Source organism: Streptomyces sp. 2131.1, assembly GCF_900105515.1.
Taxonomy (GTDB): Bacteria; Actinomycetota; Actinomycetes; order Streptomycetales; family Streptomycetaceae; genus Streptomyces; species Streptomyces drozdowiczii.
Window position 1 is genome coordinate 1956871 of sequence record NZ_FNSY01000001.1, and the last position, 14881, is coordinate 1971751.

The window sequence follows — 14881 nt, forward strand, 5'->3', positions numbered from 1 at the left end:
ACCCGCGGCAGTGGGGCTATGACGCGTCGCGGGTGAGCCGGATGGTGTCGCGGTACCACTTGGCGCTGTCCTTGAGCGTCCGCACCTGCGTGTCGTAGTCGACGCGAACAATGCCGAACCGCTTGTCGTAGCCGTAGGACCACTCGAAGTTGTCCATCAGCGACCAGGCGAAGTAGCCCCGCACGTCCGCCCCTTGGGCGCGGGCGTCGGCGACGGCGGCGATGTGGTCGGCGAGATAGGTGGTGCGGTCGGCGTCGTGGATCTCGCCGTCCTCGGAGAGGGTGTCGTCGAACGCGGCGCCGTTCTCCGTGATGACCGTCGGGAGGCCGTAGTCCTTCTCCAGACGGACGAGCAGGTCGGTGAGGGCGGAGGGGGTGATCTCCCAGTCCATGGCGGTACGCGGCAGCTCGCGCTCCACCTGCCGGGTGACGGGCAGCCCGTCCGCGTCGGTGGTCGCGCCGTCCTCCGTGACGCCGGAGAACAGCGCACCGCGGTAGAAGTTGACGCCGAGGACGTCCAGCGGCGTCGAGATGGCGGCCAGGTCGCCGTCCCGGACGGGCAGTTCGATGCCCTGGGCGGCGAGGTCGGCGACGACGTCCTCGGGGTAGGCGCCCTTGACGACCGGGTCCAGGTAGAGCCGGGTGCCCATGCCGTCGGCGCGGCGGCACGCCTCGGCGTCCTCGTGGCTGCCGGTCTCCGGGGTGGCGGTGCCCAGGTTGAGGGTGATGCCGAGTTCGAGCTCGTTGCTACGGGCCGCGGCCTGCTCGCGCATGTACTGCGAGGCGAGGCCGTGGCCGAGGAGCAGGTGGTGCACGGCGTGGACGGCCTCACCGAAGTTCTGCCGGCCGGGTGCCTGGTTGCCGTACGCGTAACCGAGCATCGCCGAGCACCAGGGCTCGTTGAGCGTGGTCCAGTGCTCGACCCGGTCGCCCAGCGCGTCGTAGGCGAGCGCGGCGTACTCGGCGAAGCGGTACGCGGTGTCGCGCGCCGGCCAGCCGCCCGCGTCCTCCAGCTCCTGCGGCAGGTCCCAGTGGTAGAGGGTGATCCAGGGGGTGACGCCCTTGGCGTCCAGCTCGTCGACCAGGCGCTTGTAGAAGTCGAGGCCCTTGGCATTGGCGGGGCCCCGGCCACCCGGCTGGATGCGCGGCCAGGCCAGCGAGAAGCGGTACGTGTCGACGCCCAGGTCCGCGATGAGCCGCACGTCCTCGGGCATCCGGTGGTAGTGGTCGCACGCCACGTCACCGTTCTCACCGCGGACGACCATGCCCGGCACCCGGCAGTACGTGTCCCAGATGGACGGCGTCCTGCCGTCCTCGGCGGCCGCGCCCTCGATCTGGTACGCGGCTGTGGCGACGCCCCAGCGGAAGCCGGCGGGCAGACCGGGTACGGCCTGGGCGGCGATCTCGCGGGCGTATGCCTGGGGGGTGACGAGGTTCATGGTTCTCCTGTGGTGTGCGTTGCTCGTGGGCGGCGACCAGGGCGCTACGCGCGGGCGGCGGGGGCGGGTGCCTCGTGGTGGAGCCAGCAGGCCACCGAGCGGGAGCCGTCCGCGTCCGGCGCCGCGAGCACCGGGACGTGGGTGTCGCAGCCCTCGACCTTCTTGGCGCAGCGGGGGTGGAAGGCGCAGCCGGACGGCATGGACGACAGGTGCGGGGGCGAGCCGGGGATGCCGCTGAGTTCCCGGCGGGGTCCGTGCAGCGCGGGGAAGGAGTGCAGCAGCCCGGCGCTGTACGGGTGGCGGGGGTCGCGGTAGATCTCGGAGGCGCCGGCCTGCTCCACGATCCGGCCGCCGTACATGATCGCGATCCGGTCGGAGAACTCGATCAGCAGCGAGATGTCGTGGGTGATGAAGACGACCGAGAAGCCCAGCTCCTCGCGGAGGCGGACCAGCTGGCGCAGGATCTGGCGCTGCATGACGACGTCGAGCGCGGTGGTCGGCTCGTCCATGATGACGATCTCGGGCTCCAGGGCGAGCGCCATCGCGATCATCACGCGCTGGCGCATGCCGCCGGAGAGCTGGTGCGGGTATGCGCCCAGCCGGTCCGGGGAGATCCCGACGAGGCTGAGCAGTTCGCGGGCCCGGGCGGTGCGGTCGGCCTTCTTCATCTCCGGGCGGTGCGCCTGGAGGACGTCGGTGAGCTGGTTGTGGACCGTGTACACGGGGTTCAGCGAGTTCATCGCACCCTGGAAGACGATCGACAGCTCCTGCCAGCGGAAGGCGCGCAGCTCGGCCGCCGACAGGGCGAGCAGGTCGAGCGCCCGGCCGTCGCGCTGGTGGTAGTGGACCTGGCCGCCGGTGATGACGCCGGGCGGGGAGAGGAGCCGGGTGACCGCGTAGGCCAGGGTGGACTTGCCGGAGCCCGACTCGCCGGCGAGGCCGAGGACCTCGCCGCGGTGCAGGGTGAGGTCGATGTCGCGCAGGGCGTACACGGCGTCGGCGCCGGTCCCGTAGTCGACGTTGAGGCCGCTGATGGTGAGGACGGGCTCGCTCATGAGCGGGTCTCCTTGTGCCGGGCGGTGCCGGTACGGGCCACCGGGGTGAAGCCGACGCGCATCTTGACCTTCCGGGACCCGCCGGTCTCGGTGCGCAGCCGCGGGTTGACGAACTCGTCGATGCCGAAGTTGATCAGGGCGAGGGACATGCCGAGCAGGGCGATGCAGAGCCCGGCCGGGACGAACCACCACCAGGCGCCCTGGGCGAGTGCCTGGCTGGACTGCGCCCAGAAGAGAACGGTCCCCCAGTTCCAGTTGGAGATGTCGGCGACGCCGATGAAGGCGAGGGTGATCTCGGACAGGATCGCGAAGATGACCGTGCCGACGAAGCCGGAGGCGATGACGGCGGTGAGGTTCGGCATGACCTCGAAGAGGATGATCCGCCAGGTCGGCTCGCCCGTGGCGCGGGCCGCCTCCACGTAGTCGCGGCGGCGCAGCGACAGGGTCTGGGCACGCAGCACGCGGGCGCCCCACGCCCAGGAGGTGAGGGCGATGACGAAGGCGATGAGCAGGTCGCCGGCGTCCGTGACGAAGCTGGCGATGATGATGATCAGCGGCAGTCCGGGGATGACCAGGAAGACGTTGGACAGCAGCGACAGCGCCTCGTCGGCCAGCCCGCCGAGGAAGCCGGCGGTGACGCCGATCAGCACGGACAGGGCGGTGGCGAGGATGCCCGCGACGAAGCCGACGAGGAGCACGCCCCGGGTGCCGACGAGGATCTGCGAGAGCACGTCCTGACCGGTCTGCGTGGTGCCGAACCAGTGCGAACCGGAGGGTGGCTGGAGCAGGTCCTGGCTCATCGCGCTGGGGTCGTACGGGGCGATCCACGGGCCGATGATCGCCATCAGCACGAAGAAGAGCAGGATGCCCAGTCCGACGACGGTCTTCCGGCCGCGCAGGAACCGGAATTTGCGCTTGCTCGCTGCCGGGGTCTCGGTGGCATCGAGTACGGCGACCTCGGATGCGGTGACGGCCATGAGCCCTACGCCTCCCTTCGGGTACGGGGGTCGAGGAGCATGTAGAGGATGTCGGCGAGGAGGTTCGCCGCGAGGACGGAGAGCGTGATGATGAGGAAGATGCCCTGCATGAGGGGGTAGTCCTTGGCTCCCACGCCCTGGAAGAGCTGGTAGCCGATGCCCGGGTAGGAGAAGACCATCTCCACCAGGAGCGTGCCGCCGACGATGAAGCCGAGCGAGAGGGCGAAGCCGGAGATGTTGGGCAGGATCGCGTTGCGTGCCGCGTATCCGAACATCACCCGGCGCTCGGAGAGGCCCTTGGCCTGGGCGACCATGACGTAGTCCTCGCTGGACACCGTCACCATCATGTTCCGCATGCCGAGGATCCAGCCGGCCACGGCGCTGAGGACGATCGTGAAGCCGGGCAGCACGCCGTGGTAGAGCGCGCTGGAGATGAACGGCCAGTCGAAGGCGGGCACCAGCGAGTTGTCGTAGCCGCCGTCGGCCGGGAAGAGCGGCCACTTCACGGCGAACAGCGAGATCGCGATGAGCCCGAGCCAGAAGTACGGGATGGACGAGATGAACGTGGTGACGGGCAGCAGGCTGTCCATCCAGGAGCCGCGCCGCCAGCCCGTGAAGACGCCGATGCCGGTGCCGAGCAGGAAGCTGATCAGCGTGGTGATGCCGACGAGCGCGAGCGTCCAGGGCAGTGACTGGGCGATGACCTCGCTGACCGGGGTCGGGAAGAAGGTGAACGACAGGCCGAGGTCGCCGTGGAACAGGTGCGCCCAGTAGTCGGTGTACTGCTGCCAGAGCGACTGCTTCTTGTCGAGGCCGAACAGGGCCTTCAGCGAGTCGATGGCGTTGGTGTCCAGCTGGCCCTGGAAGCGGGCGATGAGCGCCTGGACGGGGTCGCCCGGCATGAGGCGCGGGATGAGGAAGTTGATCGTGATGGCGGCCCAGGCCGTGACCAGGTAGAAGGCGAGCCGTTGGAGCAGGAACTTCACTTCGCAGCCTCCTTCTGGTGGTCGTCGGTGCGGGCGGTGCCGGTGCCGTCGTACAGCCAGCAGGCGGCCCACTGACCGTCGGCCAGGTCGAAGCGGGGCGGCAGTTCGGTGCGGCAGCGCTCCATCGCTTGGGGGCAGCGGGGGTGGAAGCGGCAGCCGGCCGGCGGGTCGATGAGCGACGGGGGCTCGCCGGTGCCGTTCTCCTCCGGCTCCTCCTCGGCGCCCGACCGGTCCGGGTGGGGCGCCGAGGCGATGAGCAGCTGGGTGTAGGGGTGTGCGGGGCGCTGGGTGACGGTCTCGCTGTCACCGCCCTCGACGATCCGGCCCGCGTACATCACCAGCGTGGTGTCCGCGAAGTAGCGGGCGGAGGCGATGTCGTGGGTGATGTAGAGGATCGCGAGGTGGAGCCGGTCCTTGAGGTCCTTGAGCAGGTTGAGCACCCCGAGCCGGATGGACACGTCCAGCATCGAGACCGGCTCGTCGGCCAGGAGGACCTGGGGGTCGGCGCCGAGCGCGCGGGCGATGGCCACGCGCTGGCGCTGACCGCCCGACAGCTCGTGCGGGAACTTGTCCAGGTACTGATGAGGAGGAGTCAGCTGGACGCGGTTCAGCAGAGCGGTCAGGTTCTGTTCCAGTTCCGCCTCGCCGTTGCCGGCCCGGTCGTGGATCTTGAGCGACCGGGTCAGGTGGTAGCGCACGGTGTGCACGGGGTTCAGCGAGGCGAACGGGTCCTGGAAGATGAGCTGGACCCGGCGTACGTAACTGCGGAAGGACCGGCCACGTCCGGCCTTCACCGGCTGCCCGTTCAGGTGGATCTCGCCCGAGGTGAGCGGATACAGCTGTGCGAGCAGTCTGGCGACGGTGGACTTTCCGGAGCCCGACTCCCCCACCAGTGCCGTGACGGTACCGCGCCGCAGTTCCAGCGAGGCGTCGTCGACGGCGTGGACGGTACGGCGCGTGCGCGCGACGAGGTCGCGGGCGTTGCGCCGCACGGCGAAGTGCTTGGTGACTCCGCGTGCTTCGAGCACGATGTGGTTGTTCTCTGACTCTTCAGACATGGCCGGTACCTGGAATCCCTGGTCCTACTTGGCGGGCTTGAGCTTCAGCACGATTTCCAGCGAGGAGCGCTGGGTGTGCTGCGGGTCGGCGTACGGGTCGTCCTCGGTGGGCCAGCCCACCCAGTTCTTCGTGGAGTACTCCGCCCCGATGGGCGCGGCCGCGGTCGGGACCATCGGCGCCTCCTCGACCATGATCTTCTGCAGGCTGTCCATCGCCGACTTGCGGGAGACGTCCGACTGGGCCTGGGCGAAGTCCTTCAGCGCCTCGGTGGCCTCGGCGCTCTTGAAGCGGCCGAAGTTGCCGGACTGGGAGGGCTTGCCGATGGGCTGGAGCAGGGCCCCGTCCATGATGTTCTGGTACATGTCGTACGGGGTGGCACCGCTGTTGGTCCAGTGCAGGGTGGCGTCGAAGTTGCCGTTGGCGACGTCCGCGTTCCAGGAGTCCGCGGTCTGCGTCTTGACCTTGGCGTCGATGCCGATCTTCTTGATGTTGTCCTTGATGATCGACAGGCCGGTGATGTAGTCGTTCCAGCCGGCCGGGTCGGTGAGGGTGAGCTTCACGGGCTTGCCGCTCGGGTCCTTGAGGACGCCGCCGCTGAGCGTGAAGCCGGCCTTCTCCAGGACCTTCTTGGCGCCCTCGACGTCCGGCTTCGTGGTGGCGTTCTTGAACTCGTCGGAGAGGAAGGACTTGCCGGCCGGCTGCGGGATGCCGGTGGGGTTGGTGATCTCCGGGTAGAGGGTCGCCTCGGCCTGGGTGTAGATGGCGTTGCGGTCGATGACCATCGCCATGGCCTTGCGGAGCGCCGGGTTGTCGAACGGCTTGCGGGTGGTGTTGAACCAGAGGCCGTGGATGCCGAGGCCGGAGGGGAACCACAGCTTGTGGTTCTTCGGGTCCTTGGCGATGAACAGCTTCTTGTAGTCCGGCATGAAGACGAAGGACCACTCCAGCTTGCCGCTGGCCAGCGCGGTGGTGGCCGCGTTGTTGTCGTTGTACGTGCTGTAGCGCAGCTCCTTGACCTTGGTCGACCCCTTCCAGTAGGTCGGCGTCGCGGTCAGGGTGGTGGTCTGCGGGGTGAAGGTCTTCAGCTTGTACGGGCCGGAGCCGACGGGGTTCCGGTTGGGCCAGGTCTCCGGGTTCTCGACCTTCTCCCAGATGTGCTTGGGCACGATGTACTGCTGGATGATCTTGTTCTGGTTGACGTACTGCGAGTCGTCGAAGGTGAGGACGACCTTCTTGCCCTCGACCTTGACCTCGCCCCACTTGATGCCGTCGGCGTTGAGCGCCGGGTGCTTCTTCAGCAGGTTGAAGGTGAAGGCCACGTCCTCGGCGGTGAGCGGCTTGCCGTCGGCCCACTTGGCCCGGTCGTCGAGGGTGAAGGTGACCTTGTGGAAGTTGAGGTCCCACTTCCAGTCGGTCGCCAGCCACGGGTCGGCCTTGTCGGCGGGCCGGATCTGGCTGGTCATCGCCAGCGGCTCGTAGATCATCCAGCGGTAGCCGAGGGTGGCACCGGCGGAGGTGTTGAGGAACGGGTTGCTGTTGTTCGTCTGCGGCCCGTCCGGCTTGCCGATGTTCAGGACGCCCGAAGCGGCGCTGCCGCCGTTCTTGTTGTGGTTCGAGTTGGCCGAGGAACAGCCTGCGGCGAGTGCGACCACCGCGGTGGCCAGCGCGGCGGCTCTCAGCGTGTGACGGCGTGCGGACATAACGACTCCAGGAGGGACTGGCGGGTCTGTGGGATCCGGAAACGGGCAGCGCTCGGCGCGCCTTGTACGGGCGTTGCCTTGCGGGCGGTGCGGGTGCGGTACGGGCCTGGGGGAACCCTCGCTAGGGCGCCGAGTGGCGCACGACCAATTCGGTGGGCAGCACGACCGGGGTGTCCGGTGCCGGTGTGCCGCCCAGGTGGGCGAGCAGCATCCGTGCGGCCGTCTCACCCATCTGCCGGGTGGGCTGGCGCACGGTGGTCAGGGGCGGTTCGGTGTGCTCGGACATCGGGATGTCGTCGAAGCCGACGACCGCGATGTCACCGGGCACGCTCTTCCCCGCGGCGCGCAACGCCCGCAGCACGCCTGCCGCGGTGATGTCGTTGTGCGCGAAGACCGAGTCGAACTCTGTTCCCGAGGAGAGGAGTTCTTCCACGGCCCGCCTTCCGGAGACCTCGGTGAAGTCACCCAGGACGACGAGGTCGGTGGGGAGGACCGACGTGAACCCGGCCAGCCGGTCGCGTACGCAGCCGAAGTGCTCCGGGCCGGTGATCACGACGGGCCTGGTGCGGCCGGCGTCCCGCAGATGGCGGGCGGCCGACGCGCCTCCTTCGTGGTTGGTGGTCACGACGGAGGGGAATTCGGGGTGATGGCCGCGATCGTCGATCAGCACGATCGGCAGGCCGTCGCGGTGCAGTTCCGTGAGGTGGTCCAGGGTGTTCTCGGGCTCCACCACGACCAGTCCGTCGAAGGCCCGCGCCGACACCTGGCTGGTGAAGCGCTCCACGGACTCGGACCCGCGGTTGCAGGTGAACAGCAGCAGCCCGTAGTCGGCGGCCTCGACGGTGTCGACGACGCCCTGGAGCACCTCGCCCATCCAGGGCCAGGTCAGCGAAGGCACCAGCATCCCGACCGTACGGCTGCTGCCGCGAGCCAGACCGACGGCGCCCGAACTGGGCACGTAACCGAGCTGCGCGATCACTTCACGAACGCGGGCGGCCGTCGAACCGTCCACCTCGCCCTTGGTGTTGATGACCCGGGACACGGTCGTCTTGCTGACGCCGGCCTCGCGGGCGACATCAGCGATGGTGACACGCATCGGGGCCTCCAGGGACACAACGGGACAGAGGGAACGGCCGTAGTGGCCGGCGATGGAACCGGTACCGCAACCGGTTCCGGAACCGGTACCGGCGTTGGTGGCTGGAGTTAACCCCGCTGGAACACACCCGTCAATACTTCACGTCGAGATTGGTCCGTACCCATCTGATAACGAGAAGAACACGGCCCATTCGTTCAACTCCTGAACGCACAGCACCCTTGACGCGGCCCCCGGAATCCCGTTCACTCTCTCCCCGTACGGGGCCGTGCACGCGAACGCCCCCGTCCGCCCCACCGGTTGCGGCGGGCGGACGGGGGCGGCGTGTCGTGCGGGCGTCAGTCCGTCGGTTCGAGGCCGGCGCGCAGCAGGCCGTAGGTGTACGCGTCCTCCAGCGCCTGCCAGGACGCGGAGATGATGTTCTCCGCGACCCCGACGGTCGACCAGTCGGCGGTGCCGTCGCCGGTGGTGATCAGGACGCGCGTGGTGGAGTCGGTGCCGGTGCGGCCCTCCAGGATGCGGACCTTGTAGTCCGTCAGCTCCAGCTTGGCGAGCTGCGGGTAGATCCGCTCCAGGGCCACCCGCAGCGCCCGGTCCAGGGCGTTGACCGGCCCGTTGCCCTCCGCGGTGGCGACGATCCGCTCGCCCTTGGCCCACAGCTTCACGGTCGCCTCGTTGGCGTGGGTGCCGTCGGGGCGGTCCTCGACGATCGCCCGCCAGGACTCCGTACGGAAGTAGCGCCGCACCCGGCCCTCGGCCTCGCCGCGCAGCAGCAGCTCGAAGGAGGCGTCGGCGGCCTCGTAGGTGTAGCCCTTGAGCTCGCGCTCCTTGACCCGTGCGACGACCCGGGAGACCAGCTCGCGGTCGCCGCCGAGGTCGATGCCCAGCTCGTCGCTCTTCAGCTCGATGGAGGCCCGTCCGGCCATGTCGGAGACCAGCATCCGCATGGTGTTGCCGACCAGGGCGGGGTCGATGTGCTGGTAGAGGTCCGGGTCCACCTTGATCGCGGAGGCGTGCAGCCCGGCCTTGTGCGCGAAGGCGGAGACGCCGACGTAGGGCTGGTGGGTGGACGGGGTGAGGTTGACGACCTCGGCGATGGCGTGCGAGACGCGGGTCATGTCGGCCAGCGCGCCGTCGGGCAGCACCCGCTTGCCGTACTTGAGCTCCAGCGCGGCGACGACCGGGAAGAGGTTGGCGTTGCCCACGCGCTCGCCGTAGCCGTTGGCGGTGCACTGGACGTGCGTGGCGCCCGCGTCGACGGCGGCGAGGGTGTTCGCGACGGCGCAGCCCGTGTCGTCCTGGGCGTGGATGCCGAGCCGGGCGCCGGTGTCGGCGATGACCGTGGAGACGACGGCCTGGATCTGGGCCGGGAGCATCCCGCCGTTGGTGTCGCAGAGGATGACGACGTCGGCGCCGGCGTCGGCGGCGGTCTTGACGACGGCCTTGGCGTACTCGGGGTTGGCGCGGTACCCGTCGAAGAAGTGCTCGCAGTCGACGAAGACCCGGCGTCCCTGTTCGCGGAGGTGGGAGACGGTGTCGCGGACCATCTCCAGGTTCTCCTCCAGCGTGGTGCGCAGCGCGAGTTCCACATGGCGGTCGTGGGACTTGGCGACCAGCGTGATGACCGGGGCACCCGACTCCAGCAGCGCCTTGACCTGGGGGTCGGTCTCCGCCGAGCCGCCCGCCCTGCGGGTCGCGCCGAAGGCGACCAGCTCGGCGTTCTTGAACTCGATCTCCTGGCGGGCGCGGGCGAAGAACTCGGTGTCGCGGGGGTTGGCGCCCGGCCAGCCGCCCTCGATGAAGCCGACGCCGAACTCGTCCAGGTGCCGGGCGATGGTGAGCTTGTCGGCGACCGTCAGGTTGATGCCTTCACGCTGCGAACCGTCACGCAGCGTGGTGTCGAAGACATGGAAGCTGTCGTCGGTGGGCTTGGCCTTGGTGGTCATGGCTGGTCTGACTCCTGTCGGATGAGTGGATCCGGACGGCTGGGCCGTGTCCGGCGGATCAGGGCCGGGGTCGCGACCCCGATCCGCCGGACACGGCCTGGCTCCACTTGCCCCCATCATCCCGCGCGCCTCGTGCACCGGCCGAGGTGAGGGCCGGAAAACGAAAAAACCCCTCGCGGGTGCGAGAGGTCTGCGCGCGGGTCTGGGGCACGGCGGCCGTGCCGTACGTGGTGGTACGGAACGGTCACTGCGGACCGGCGCGCCTGCTGCCAATAATCATGACGAACGAGGACACGGCAGCAGTCTGGCACAGGACCGCCGCCGCGACCCGCCCCGTCTCAGGATGCGGGCGTACGCGGAGCGCCCGGCGGGACACCGGGCGCTCCGCGTACCGCGCGCCTAGGCCAGGGAGTGCATCCAGCCGTGGGTGTCGTCGGCGATGCCGCGCTGGATGTCGAGCAGGCGCTCGCGCAGCTTGAGGGTGACCGGGCCGGGGGTGCCGTCGCCCTGGGTCCACTCGCCGCCCGCGCTCTTCACGGTGCCGACGGGGGTGATGACGGCGGCGGTGCCGCAGGCGAAGACCTCGGTGAGGGTGCCGGCGGCGGTGTCCTCGCGCCACTGGTCGATGGAGACGCGGGCCTCCTCGGAGGTGTGGCCGAGGTCACCGGCCAGCTTGAGGAGCGAGTCGCGGGTGATGCCCGCGAGCAGGGAGCCGGTGAGGGACGGGGTGACGATCCGGTCCCCGTACACGAAGTAGAGGTTCATGCCGCCCAGCTCCTCCACCCACTTGTGCTCGACGGCGTCGAGGTAGGCGACCTGGTCGCAGCCCTTGGCGGCGGCCTCGGCCTGGGCGAGGAGCGACGCGGCGTAGTTGCCGCCGGTCTTGGCGTCGCCCATGCCGCCGGGGACGGCGCGGACCCGGTCCTCGGAGAGCCAGATGGAGACGGGCTTCACCCCGCCGGGGAAGTAGGCGCCGGCGGGCGAGGCGATGACCAGGAAGAGGTACTCGTTGGCCGGCCGCACGCCCAGGCCGACCTCGGTCGCGATCATGAAGGGGCGCAGGTAGAGGGACTCCTCGCCGCCGTGCGCCGGGACCCAGGCGGCGTCCTGCTGGACGAGCGCGTCACAGGCCGCGACGAAGGTCTCGACGGGCAGCTCCGGCATGGCGAGGCGGCGGGCGGAGGACCGGAAGCGCTCGCCGTTGGCCTCGGGGCGGAAGGTGGCGACCGAGCCGTCGGGCTGGCGGTACGCCTTGAGACCCTCGAAGATCTCCTGGCCGTAGTGCAGCGTCATGTTGGCGGGGTCGATCGACAGCGGCGCGTACGGGACGAGCTGGGCGTCGTGCCAGCCGCGGCCTTCGGTCCACTTGATCGTCACCATGTGGTCGGTGAAGTAGCGGCCGAATCCGGGCTTGGCCAGGATCGCCTCGCGCTCCGCGTCGGACAGCGGGTTCGAGGAGGGCTTGAGCTCGATCGTGGTCGTCGTCATGAGTGCGTGTCCTTCACCGTTTTGTGTGTGTAGGACCGCGCACGCCGTTAAGTGCTAGGACGTCCGAGCTTCGCTGCGAGACACGGTCCCGTTCGATTATCGCTCGAAGGGTGCCGTGCACGAAATGGCGTGAATGCGGTCCAGGGTTCGATGGTGACACCCGGGGCCGCACAGGAGAAGCCGCCGGGTGCGTCTGCGACCCGGCGGCTTCTGTGGGAGTCGTCGGATCAGCCCGCTACGCGTACCGCGAGCGCGTCGCCGATCTCGTCGGTCGTACGGGCCGTCCCGTCGCGCTCCGCGAGGTCGGCGGAGACGGCGTCCTCGATGCGCACGGCCTCGGCCTCGTAGCCGAGGTGGCGCAGCAGGAGGGCGACAGAGAGGATCGTGGCGGTCGGGTCGGCCTTGCCCTGCCCCGCGATGTCGGGGGCGGAGCCGTGGACAGGCTCGAACATCGACGGGAAGGCACCCGTCGGGTTGATGTTGCCGGAGGCGGCCAGGCCGATGCCGCCGGAGACGGCCGCGGCGAGGTCGGTGAGGATGTCGCCGAAGAGGTTGTCGGTGACGATGACGTCGAAGCGCTCCGGCTGCGTGACGAAGAAGATCGTCGCGGCGTCGACGTGCAGGTAGTCGGTGGTGACCTGGGGGTACTCGGCCGCCACCTTGTCGAAGGTGTTCTTCCACAGGTGGCCCGCGTACACGAGGACGTTGTTCTTGTGGACCAGCGTCAGCTTCTTGCGCGGACGGGCGGCGGCGCGCTCGAAGGCGTCCCGGACGACCCGCTCGACGCCGAAGGCGGTGTTGAGGCTGACCTCGGTGGCGACCTCGTGCTCCGTGCCGGTGCGCAGCGAGCCGCCGTTGCCGGTGTACGGGCCCTCGGTGCCCTCGCGGACGACGACGAAGTCGATGTCCGGACGGCCGGCCAGCGGGGTGTCCGTGTTCGGGAAGAGCTTCGACGGCCGCAGGTTGATGAAGTGGTCGAAGGCGAAGCGCAGCTTCAGCAGCAGCCCGCGCTCCAGGACGCCGGAGGGCACGGACGGGTCGCCGATCGCGCCGAGCAGGATGGCGTCGTGGCCCTTGAGGGCTTCGAGCTCCGCGTCGGGGAGGGTCTCACCGGTACGGTGCCAGCGCCGGGCGCCAAGGTCGTACTCCTTGGTCTCCAGCTTCACATCCTGCGGGAGAACAGCGTTGAGGACCTTGAGGCCCTGGGCCACGACCTCCTGGCCGATACCGTCACCGGGGATCACTGCGAGATTGATGCTGCGAGACATGGTGGCACCCTACTGCTCGTCCCACCCCATGACACGTCACGTCCACCATGCGGACACATGAGCAGCTGTATGTGTAGCGTTCACCTATTCGACGGAAGGGCGTCAGCCGGGCGGTGGAGGTTGTCGCCCATGGACCTCCCCCGCTTCGGCATCCCCGAGAAGCTCGCCGGCCGCATGACCATGGCCGAGCAGCACGACTACCTCCGCACCCGGCTCACCCGCCGCGGGGCGCTGCGCACCGGCGTGGCGACCGCCGCCGTGGTGGGCACCGGGATCGGCCTCGCCTCCCCCTCCCCCGCGTACGCGGCCCCCACCGTACTCACCTCGCACAGCACCACCCGGGTCGACGGCGCGCTGGTCGCCCCCTTCGGCCGGCACCTGGCGTACGGGGCCGATCCGAAGACGCAGATGGCGGTCTCCTGGCAGGTGCCGTTCGCGGTGCGGCGCCCGTACATCCGGATCGGTCTCAAGCCGTGGGGGCTCAGCCGGAAGATCGACGCCGAGGTGCGCCACCTGACGACGCCGCAGCTGAACAACGGCAAGATCGCGGCGGCCGAGCAGTTCTACGTACACGCGTCCCTGGAGCGGCTGCGGCCCGGCACGACGTACTACTACGGCGTCGGCCACGACGGCTTCGACCCGGCCGACGCGCGCAACCTGGGCACGCTCGGCACCTTCACCACCGCGCCCGCGCGGGCCGAGAACTTCACCTTCACCGCCTTCGGCGACCAGGGCGTCAGCTACCACGCGCTCGGCAACGACCAGCTGATCCTCGGCCAGAACCCCGCCTTCCACCTGCACGCCGGCGACATCTGCTACGCGGACCCGTCGGGTTCCGGGCAGACCACCGACACCTATGACGCGCGCACCTGGGACCAGTTCCTGGCGCAGACCGAGACGGTCTCCAAGACCGTGCCGTGGATGGTGACGACCGGCAACCACGACATGGAGGCCTGGTACTCGCCGGACGGCTACGGCGGCCAGAACGCGCGCTGGACCCTGCCGGACAACGGCCCGGACCCGGTCGACCAGCCCGGCGCCTACTCCTTCGTCCACGGCAACGTGGGCGTGATCGCGCTCGACGCCAACGACGTCAGCTACGAGATCCCCGCCAACTTCGGCATCAGCGGCGGCCGGCAGACCCGCTGGCTCGACCGGCGCCTCGGCGAGCTGCGGGCGCGCCGGGACATCGACTTCCTGGTGGTCTTCTTCCACCACTGCGCCTTCTCCACTACGAACGCCCACGCCTCGGACGGCGGGGTGCGCGACGCCTGGGTGCCGCTCTTCGAGAAGCACCGGGTCGACCTGGTCATCAACGGGCACAACCACGTCTACGAGCGCACCGACGCGATCCTGAAGAACGCCGTCAAGCGCCCGGTGCCCATCGGCGAGCGCACCGACCCGAAGCGGGACGGCATCGTCTACGTCACGGCGGGCGGGGCGGGCAAGGCGCTCTACGACTTCCCGGTGCCCGACAGCTACGAGGGCCGTGTCGCGGACCTGGAGAGCGTGAACACGTACCACGTGGCCAAGGGCGGCGCGAAGGCCGCCGAGACCGTGGAGTGGTCGCGGGTGCGCTACACGGGCTTCTCGTTCCTCGCGGTGGAGGTGGAGACCGGGCGGCACGCCCGGATGAAGGTCACCGCGCTCGCCGAGTCGGGCGAGCGCATCGACCACTTCGAGATCAGCCGCGGCTGAGCGCGGCCGGCCGAAGGACGGACCGGTTCAGTGACCGGTGGAGCCGCCGTTGTCCCTGCGGTCGAGCGCGCGCTGCAGGGCCGCGGCGGCAGCCTGCCGCTCCGACTCGGTCGGACGGTGGGCGTGACGGACACGGCGGCGGGTGGTGGTCTCGGCCATGGTGGATCGACTCC

12 protein-coding genes are annotated in these 14881 nt (G+C 69.6%); 1 reads left to right on the forward strand and 11 read right to left on the reverse strand.

Annotated elements, in window-relative coordinates; all coding sequences use genetic code 11:
* Window positions 1–16: 16 nt before the first annotated feature.
* The 10 genes from BLW14_RS08595 to BLW14_RS08640 all read right to left on the reverse strand — a co-directional run bounded on the left by BLW14_RS08595 (window position 17) and on the right by BLW14_RS08640 (window position 13010).
* Window positions 17–1438 (reverse strand): GH1 family beta-glucosidase, encoded by a 1422-nt coding sequence (locus BLW14_RS08595; RefSeq protein ID WP_093705905.1) that lies wholly within the window; start codon window positions 1436–1438, stop codon window positions 17–19.
* 44 nt (window positions 1439–1482) lie between these two features.
* A complete protein-coding gene (locus BLW14_RS08600) occupies window positions 1483–2493 on the reverse strand; it encodes an ABC transporter ATP-binding protein (RefSeq protein ID WP_093705907.1) in 1011 nt (336 codons plus the stop codon).
* The gene (locus tag BLW14_RS08605; RefSeq protein ID WP_093705909.1) at window positions 2490–3470 is read right to left on the reverse strand and encodes an ABC transporter permease; all 981 of its coding nucleotides are present in this window, start codon (window positions 3468–3470) and stop codon (window positions 2490–2492) included. The genes BLW14_RS08600 and BLW14_RS08605 overlap by 4 nt, the downstream gene beginning before the upstream one ends.
* 5 nt (window positions 3471–3475) lie before the next feature.
* Window positions 3476–4456: an ABC transporter permease gene (locus tag BLW14_RS08610; RefSeq protein ID WP_093705911.1), complete on the reverse strand. Its 981-nt coding sequence runs from the start codon at window positions 4454–4456 to the stop codon at window positions 3476–3478.
* Window positions 4453–5514, reverse strand: coding sequence for an ABC transporter ATP-binding protein (locus tag BLW14_RS08615; protein ID WP_093705913.1), 1062 nt, complete (start codon window positions 5512–5514; stop codon window positions 4453–4455). The genes BLW14_RS08610 and BLW14_RS08615 overlap by 4 nt, the downstream gene beginning before the upstream one ends.
* 24 nt (window positions 5515–5538) lie before the next feature.
* Window positions 5539–7215 (reverse strand): ABC transporter substrate-binding protein, encoded by a 1677-nt coding sequence (locus BLW14_RS08620; protein WP_093705915.1) that lies wholly within the window; start codon window positions 7213–7215, stop codon window positions 5539–5541.
* Window positions 7216–7336: 121 nt separating this feature from the next.
* Complete coding sequence (locus BLW14_RS08625; RefSeq protein ID WP_093705917.1) at window positions 7337–8311, reverse strand: LacI family DNA-binding transcriptional regulator; 975 nt, start codon at window positions 8309–8311, stop codon at window positions 7337–7339.
* Window positions 8312–8646: 335 nt separating this feature from the next.
* The gene (gene cimA, locus BLW14_RS08630; RefSeq protein WP_093705919.1) at window positions 8647–10254 is read right to left on the reverse strand and encodes a citramalate synthase; all 1608 of its coding nucleotides are present in this window, start codon (window positions 10252–10254) and stop codon (window positions 8647–8649) included.
* Between the two features lie 399 nt (window positions 10255–10653).
* The gene (locus tag BLW14_RS08635) at window positions 10654–11742 is read right to left on the reverse strand and encodes a branched-chain amino acid aminotransferase (RefSeq protein WP_093705921.1); all 1089 of its coding nucleotides are present in this window, start codon (window positions 11740–11742) and stop codon (window positions 10654–10656) included.
* Window positions 11743–11969: 227 nt separating this feature from the next.
* Window positions 11970–13010: a 3-isopropylmalate dehydrogenase gene (locus BLW14_RS08640; protein ID WP_093705923.1), complete on the reverse strand. Its 1041-nt coding sequence runs from the start codon at window positions 13008–13010 to the stop codon at window positions 11970–11972.
* A gap of 129 nt (window positions 13011–13139) precedes the next feature.
* Here BLW14_RS08640 and BLW14_RS08645 point away from each other — a divergent pair, with 129 nt between their 5' ends.
* Window positions 13140–14708, forward strand: coding sequence for a purple acid phosphatase family protein (locus BLW14_RS08645; RefSeq protein ID WP_093705925.1), 1569 nt, complete (start codon window positions 13140–13142; stop codon window positions 14706–14708).
* 27 nt (window positions 14709–14735) lie between these two features.
* Here BLW14_RS08645 and BLW14_RS35050 read toward each other — a convergent pair whose 3' ends face one another.
* Window positions 14736–14867: a hypothetical protein gene (locus BLW14_RS35050; protein WP_018102494.1), complete on the reverse strand. Its 132-nt coding sequence runs from the start codon at window positions 14865–14867 to the stop codon at window positions 14736–14738.
* Window positions 14868–14881 lie beyond the last annotated feature (14 nt).

Bases quoted from the DNA above. Each gene is read 5' to 3' on its own strand.
- BLW14_RS08595 (WP_093705905.1), bottom strand. From the start codon at position 1,438: ATGAACCTCGTCACCCCCCAGGCATACGCCCGCGAGATCGCCGCCCAG.
- BLW14_RS08600 (WP_093705907.1), bottom strand. From the start codon at position 2,493: ATGAGCGAGCCCGTCCTCACCATCAGCGGCCTCAACGTCGACTACGGG.
- BLW14_RS08605 (WP_093705909.1), bottom strand. From the start codon at position 3,470: ATGGCCGTCACCGCATCCGAGGTCGCCGTACTCGATGCCACCGAGACC.
- BLW14_RS08615 (WP_093705913.1), bottom strand. From the start codon at position 5,514: ATGTCTGAAGAGTCAGAGAACAACCACATCGTGCTCGAAGCACGCGGA.
- BLW14_RS08620 (WP_093705915.1), bottom strand. From the start codon at position 7,215: ATGTCCGCACGCCGTCACACGCTGAGAGCCGCCGCGCTGGCCACCGCG.
- BLW14_RS08625 (WP_093705917.1), bottom strand. From the start codon at position 8,311: ATGCGTGTCACCATCGCTGATGTCGCCCGCGAGGCCGGCGTCAGCAAG.
- cimA (WP_093705919.1), bottom strand. From the start codon at position 10,254: ATGACCACCAAGGCCAAGCCCACCGACGACAGCTTCCATGTCTTCGAC.
- BLW14_RS08635 (WP_093705921.1), bottom strand. From the start codon at position 11,742: ATGACGACGACCACGATCGAGCTCAAGCCCTCCTCGAACCCGCTGTCC.
- BLW14_RS08640 (WP_093705923.1), bottom strand. From the start codon at position 13,010: ATGTCTCGCAGCATCAATCTCGCAGTGATCCCCGGTGACGGTATCGGC.
- BLW14_RS08645 (WP_093705925.1), top strand. From the start codon at position 13,140: ATGGACCTCCCCCGCTTCGGCATCCCCGAGAAGCTCGCCGGCCGCATG.
- BLW14_RS35050 (WP_018102494.1), bottom strand. From the start codon at position 14,867: ATGGCCGAGACCACCACCCGCCGCCGTGTCCGTCACGCCCACCGTCCG.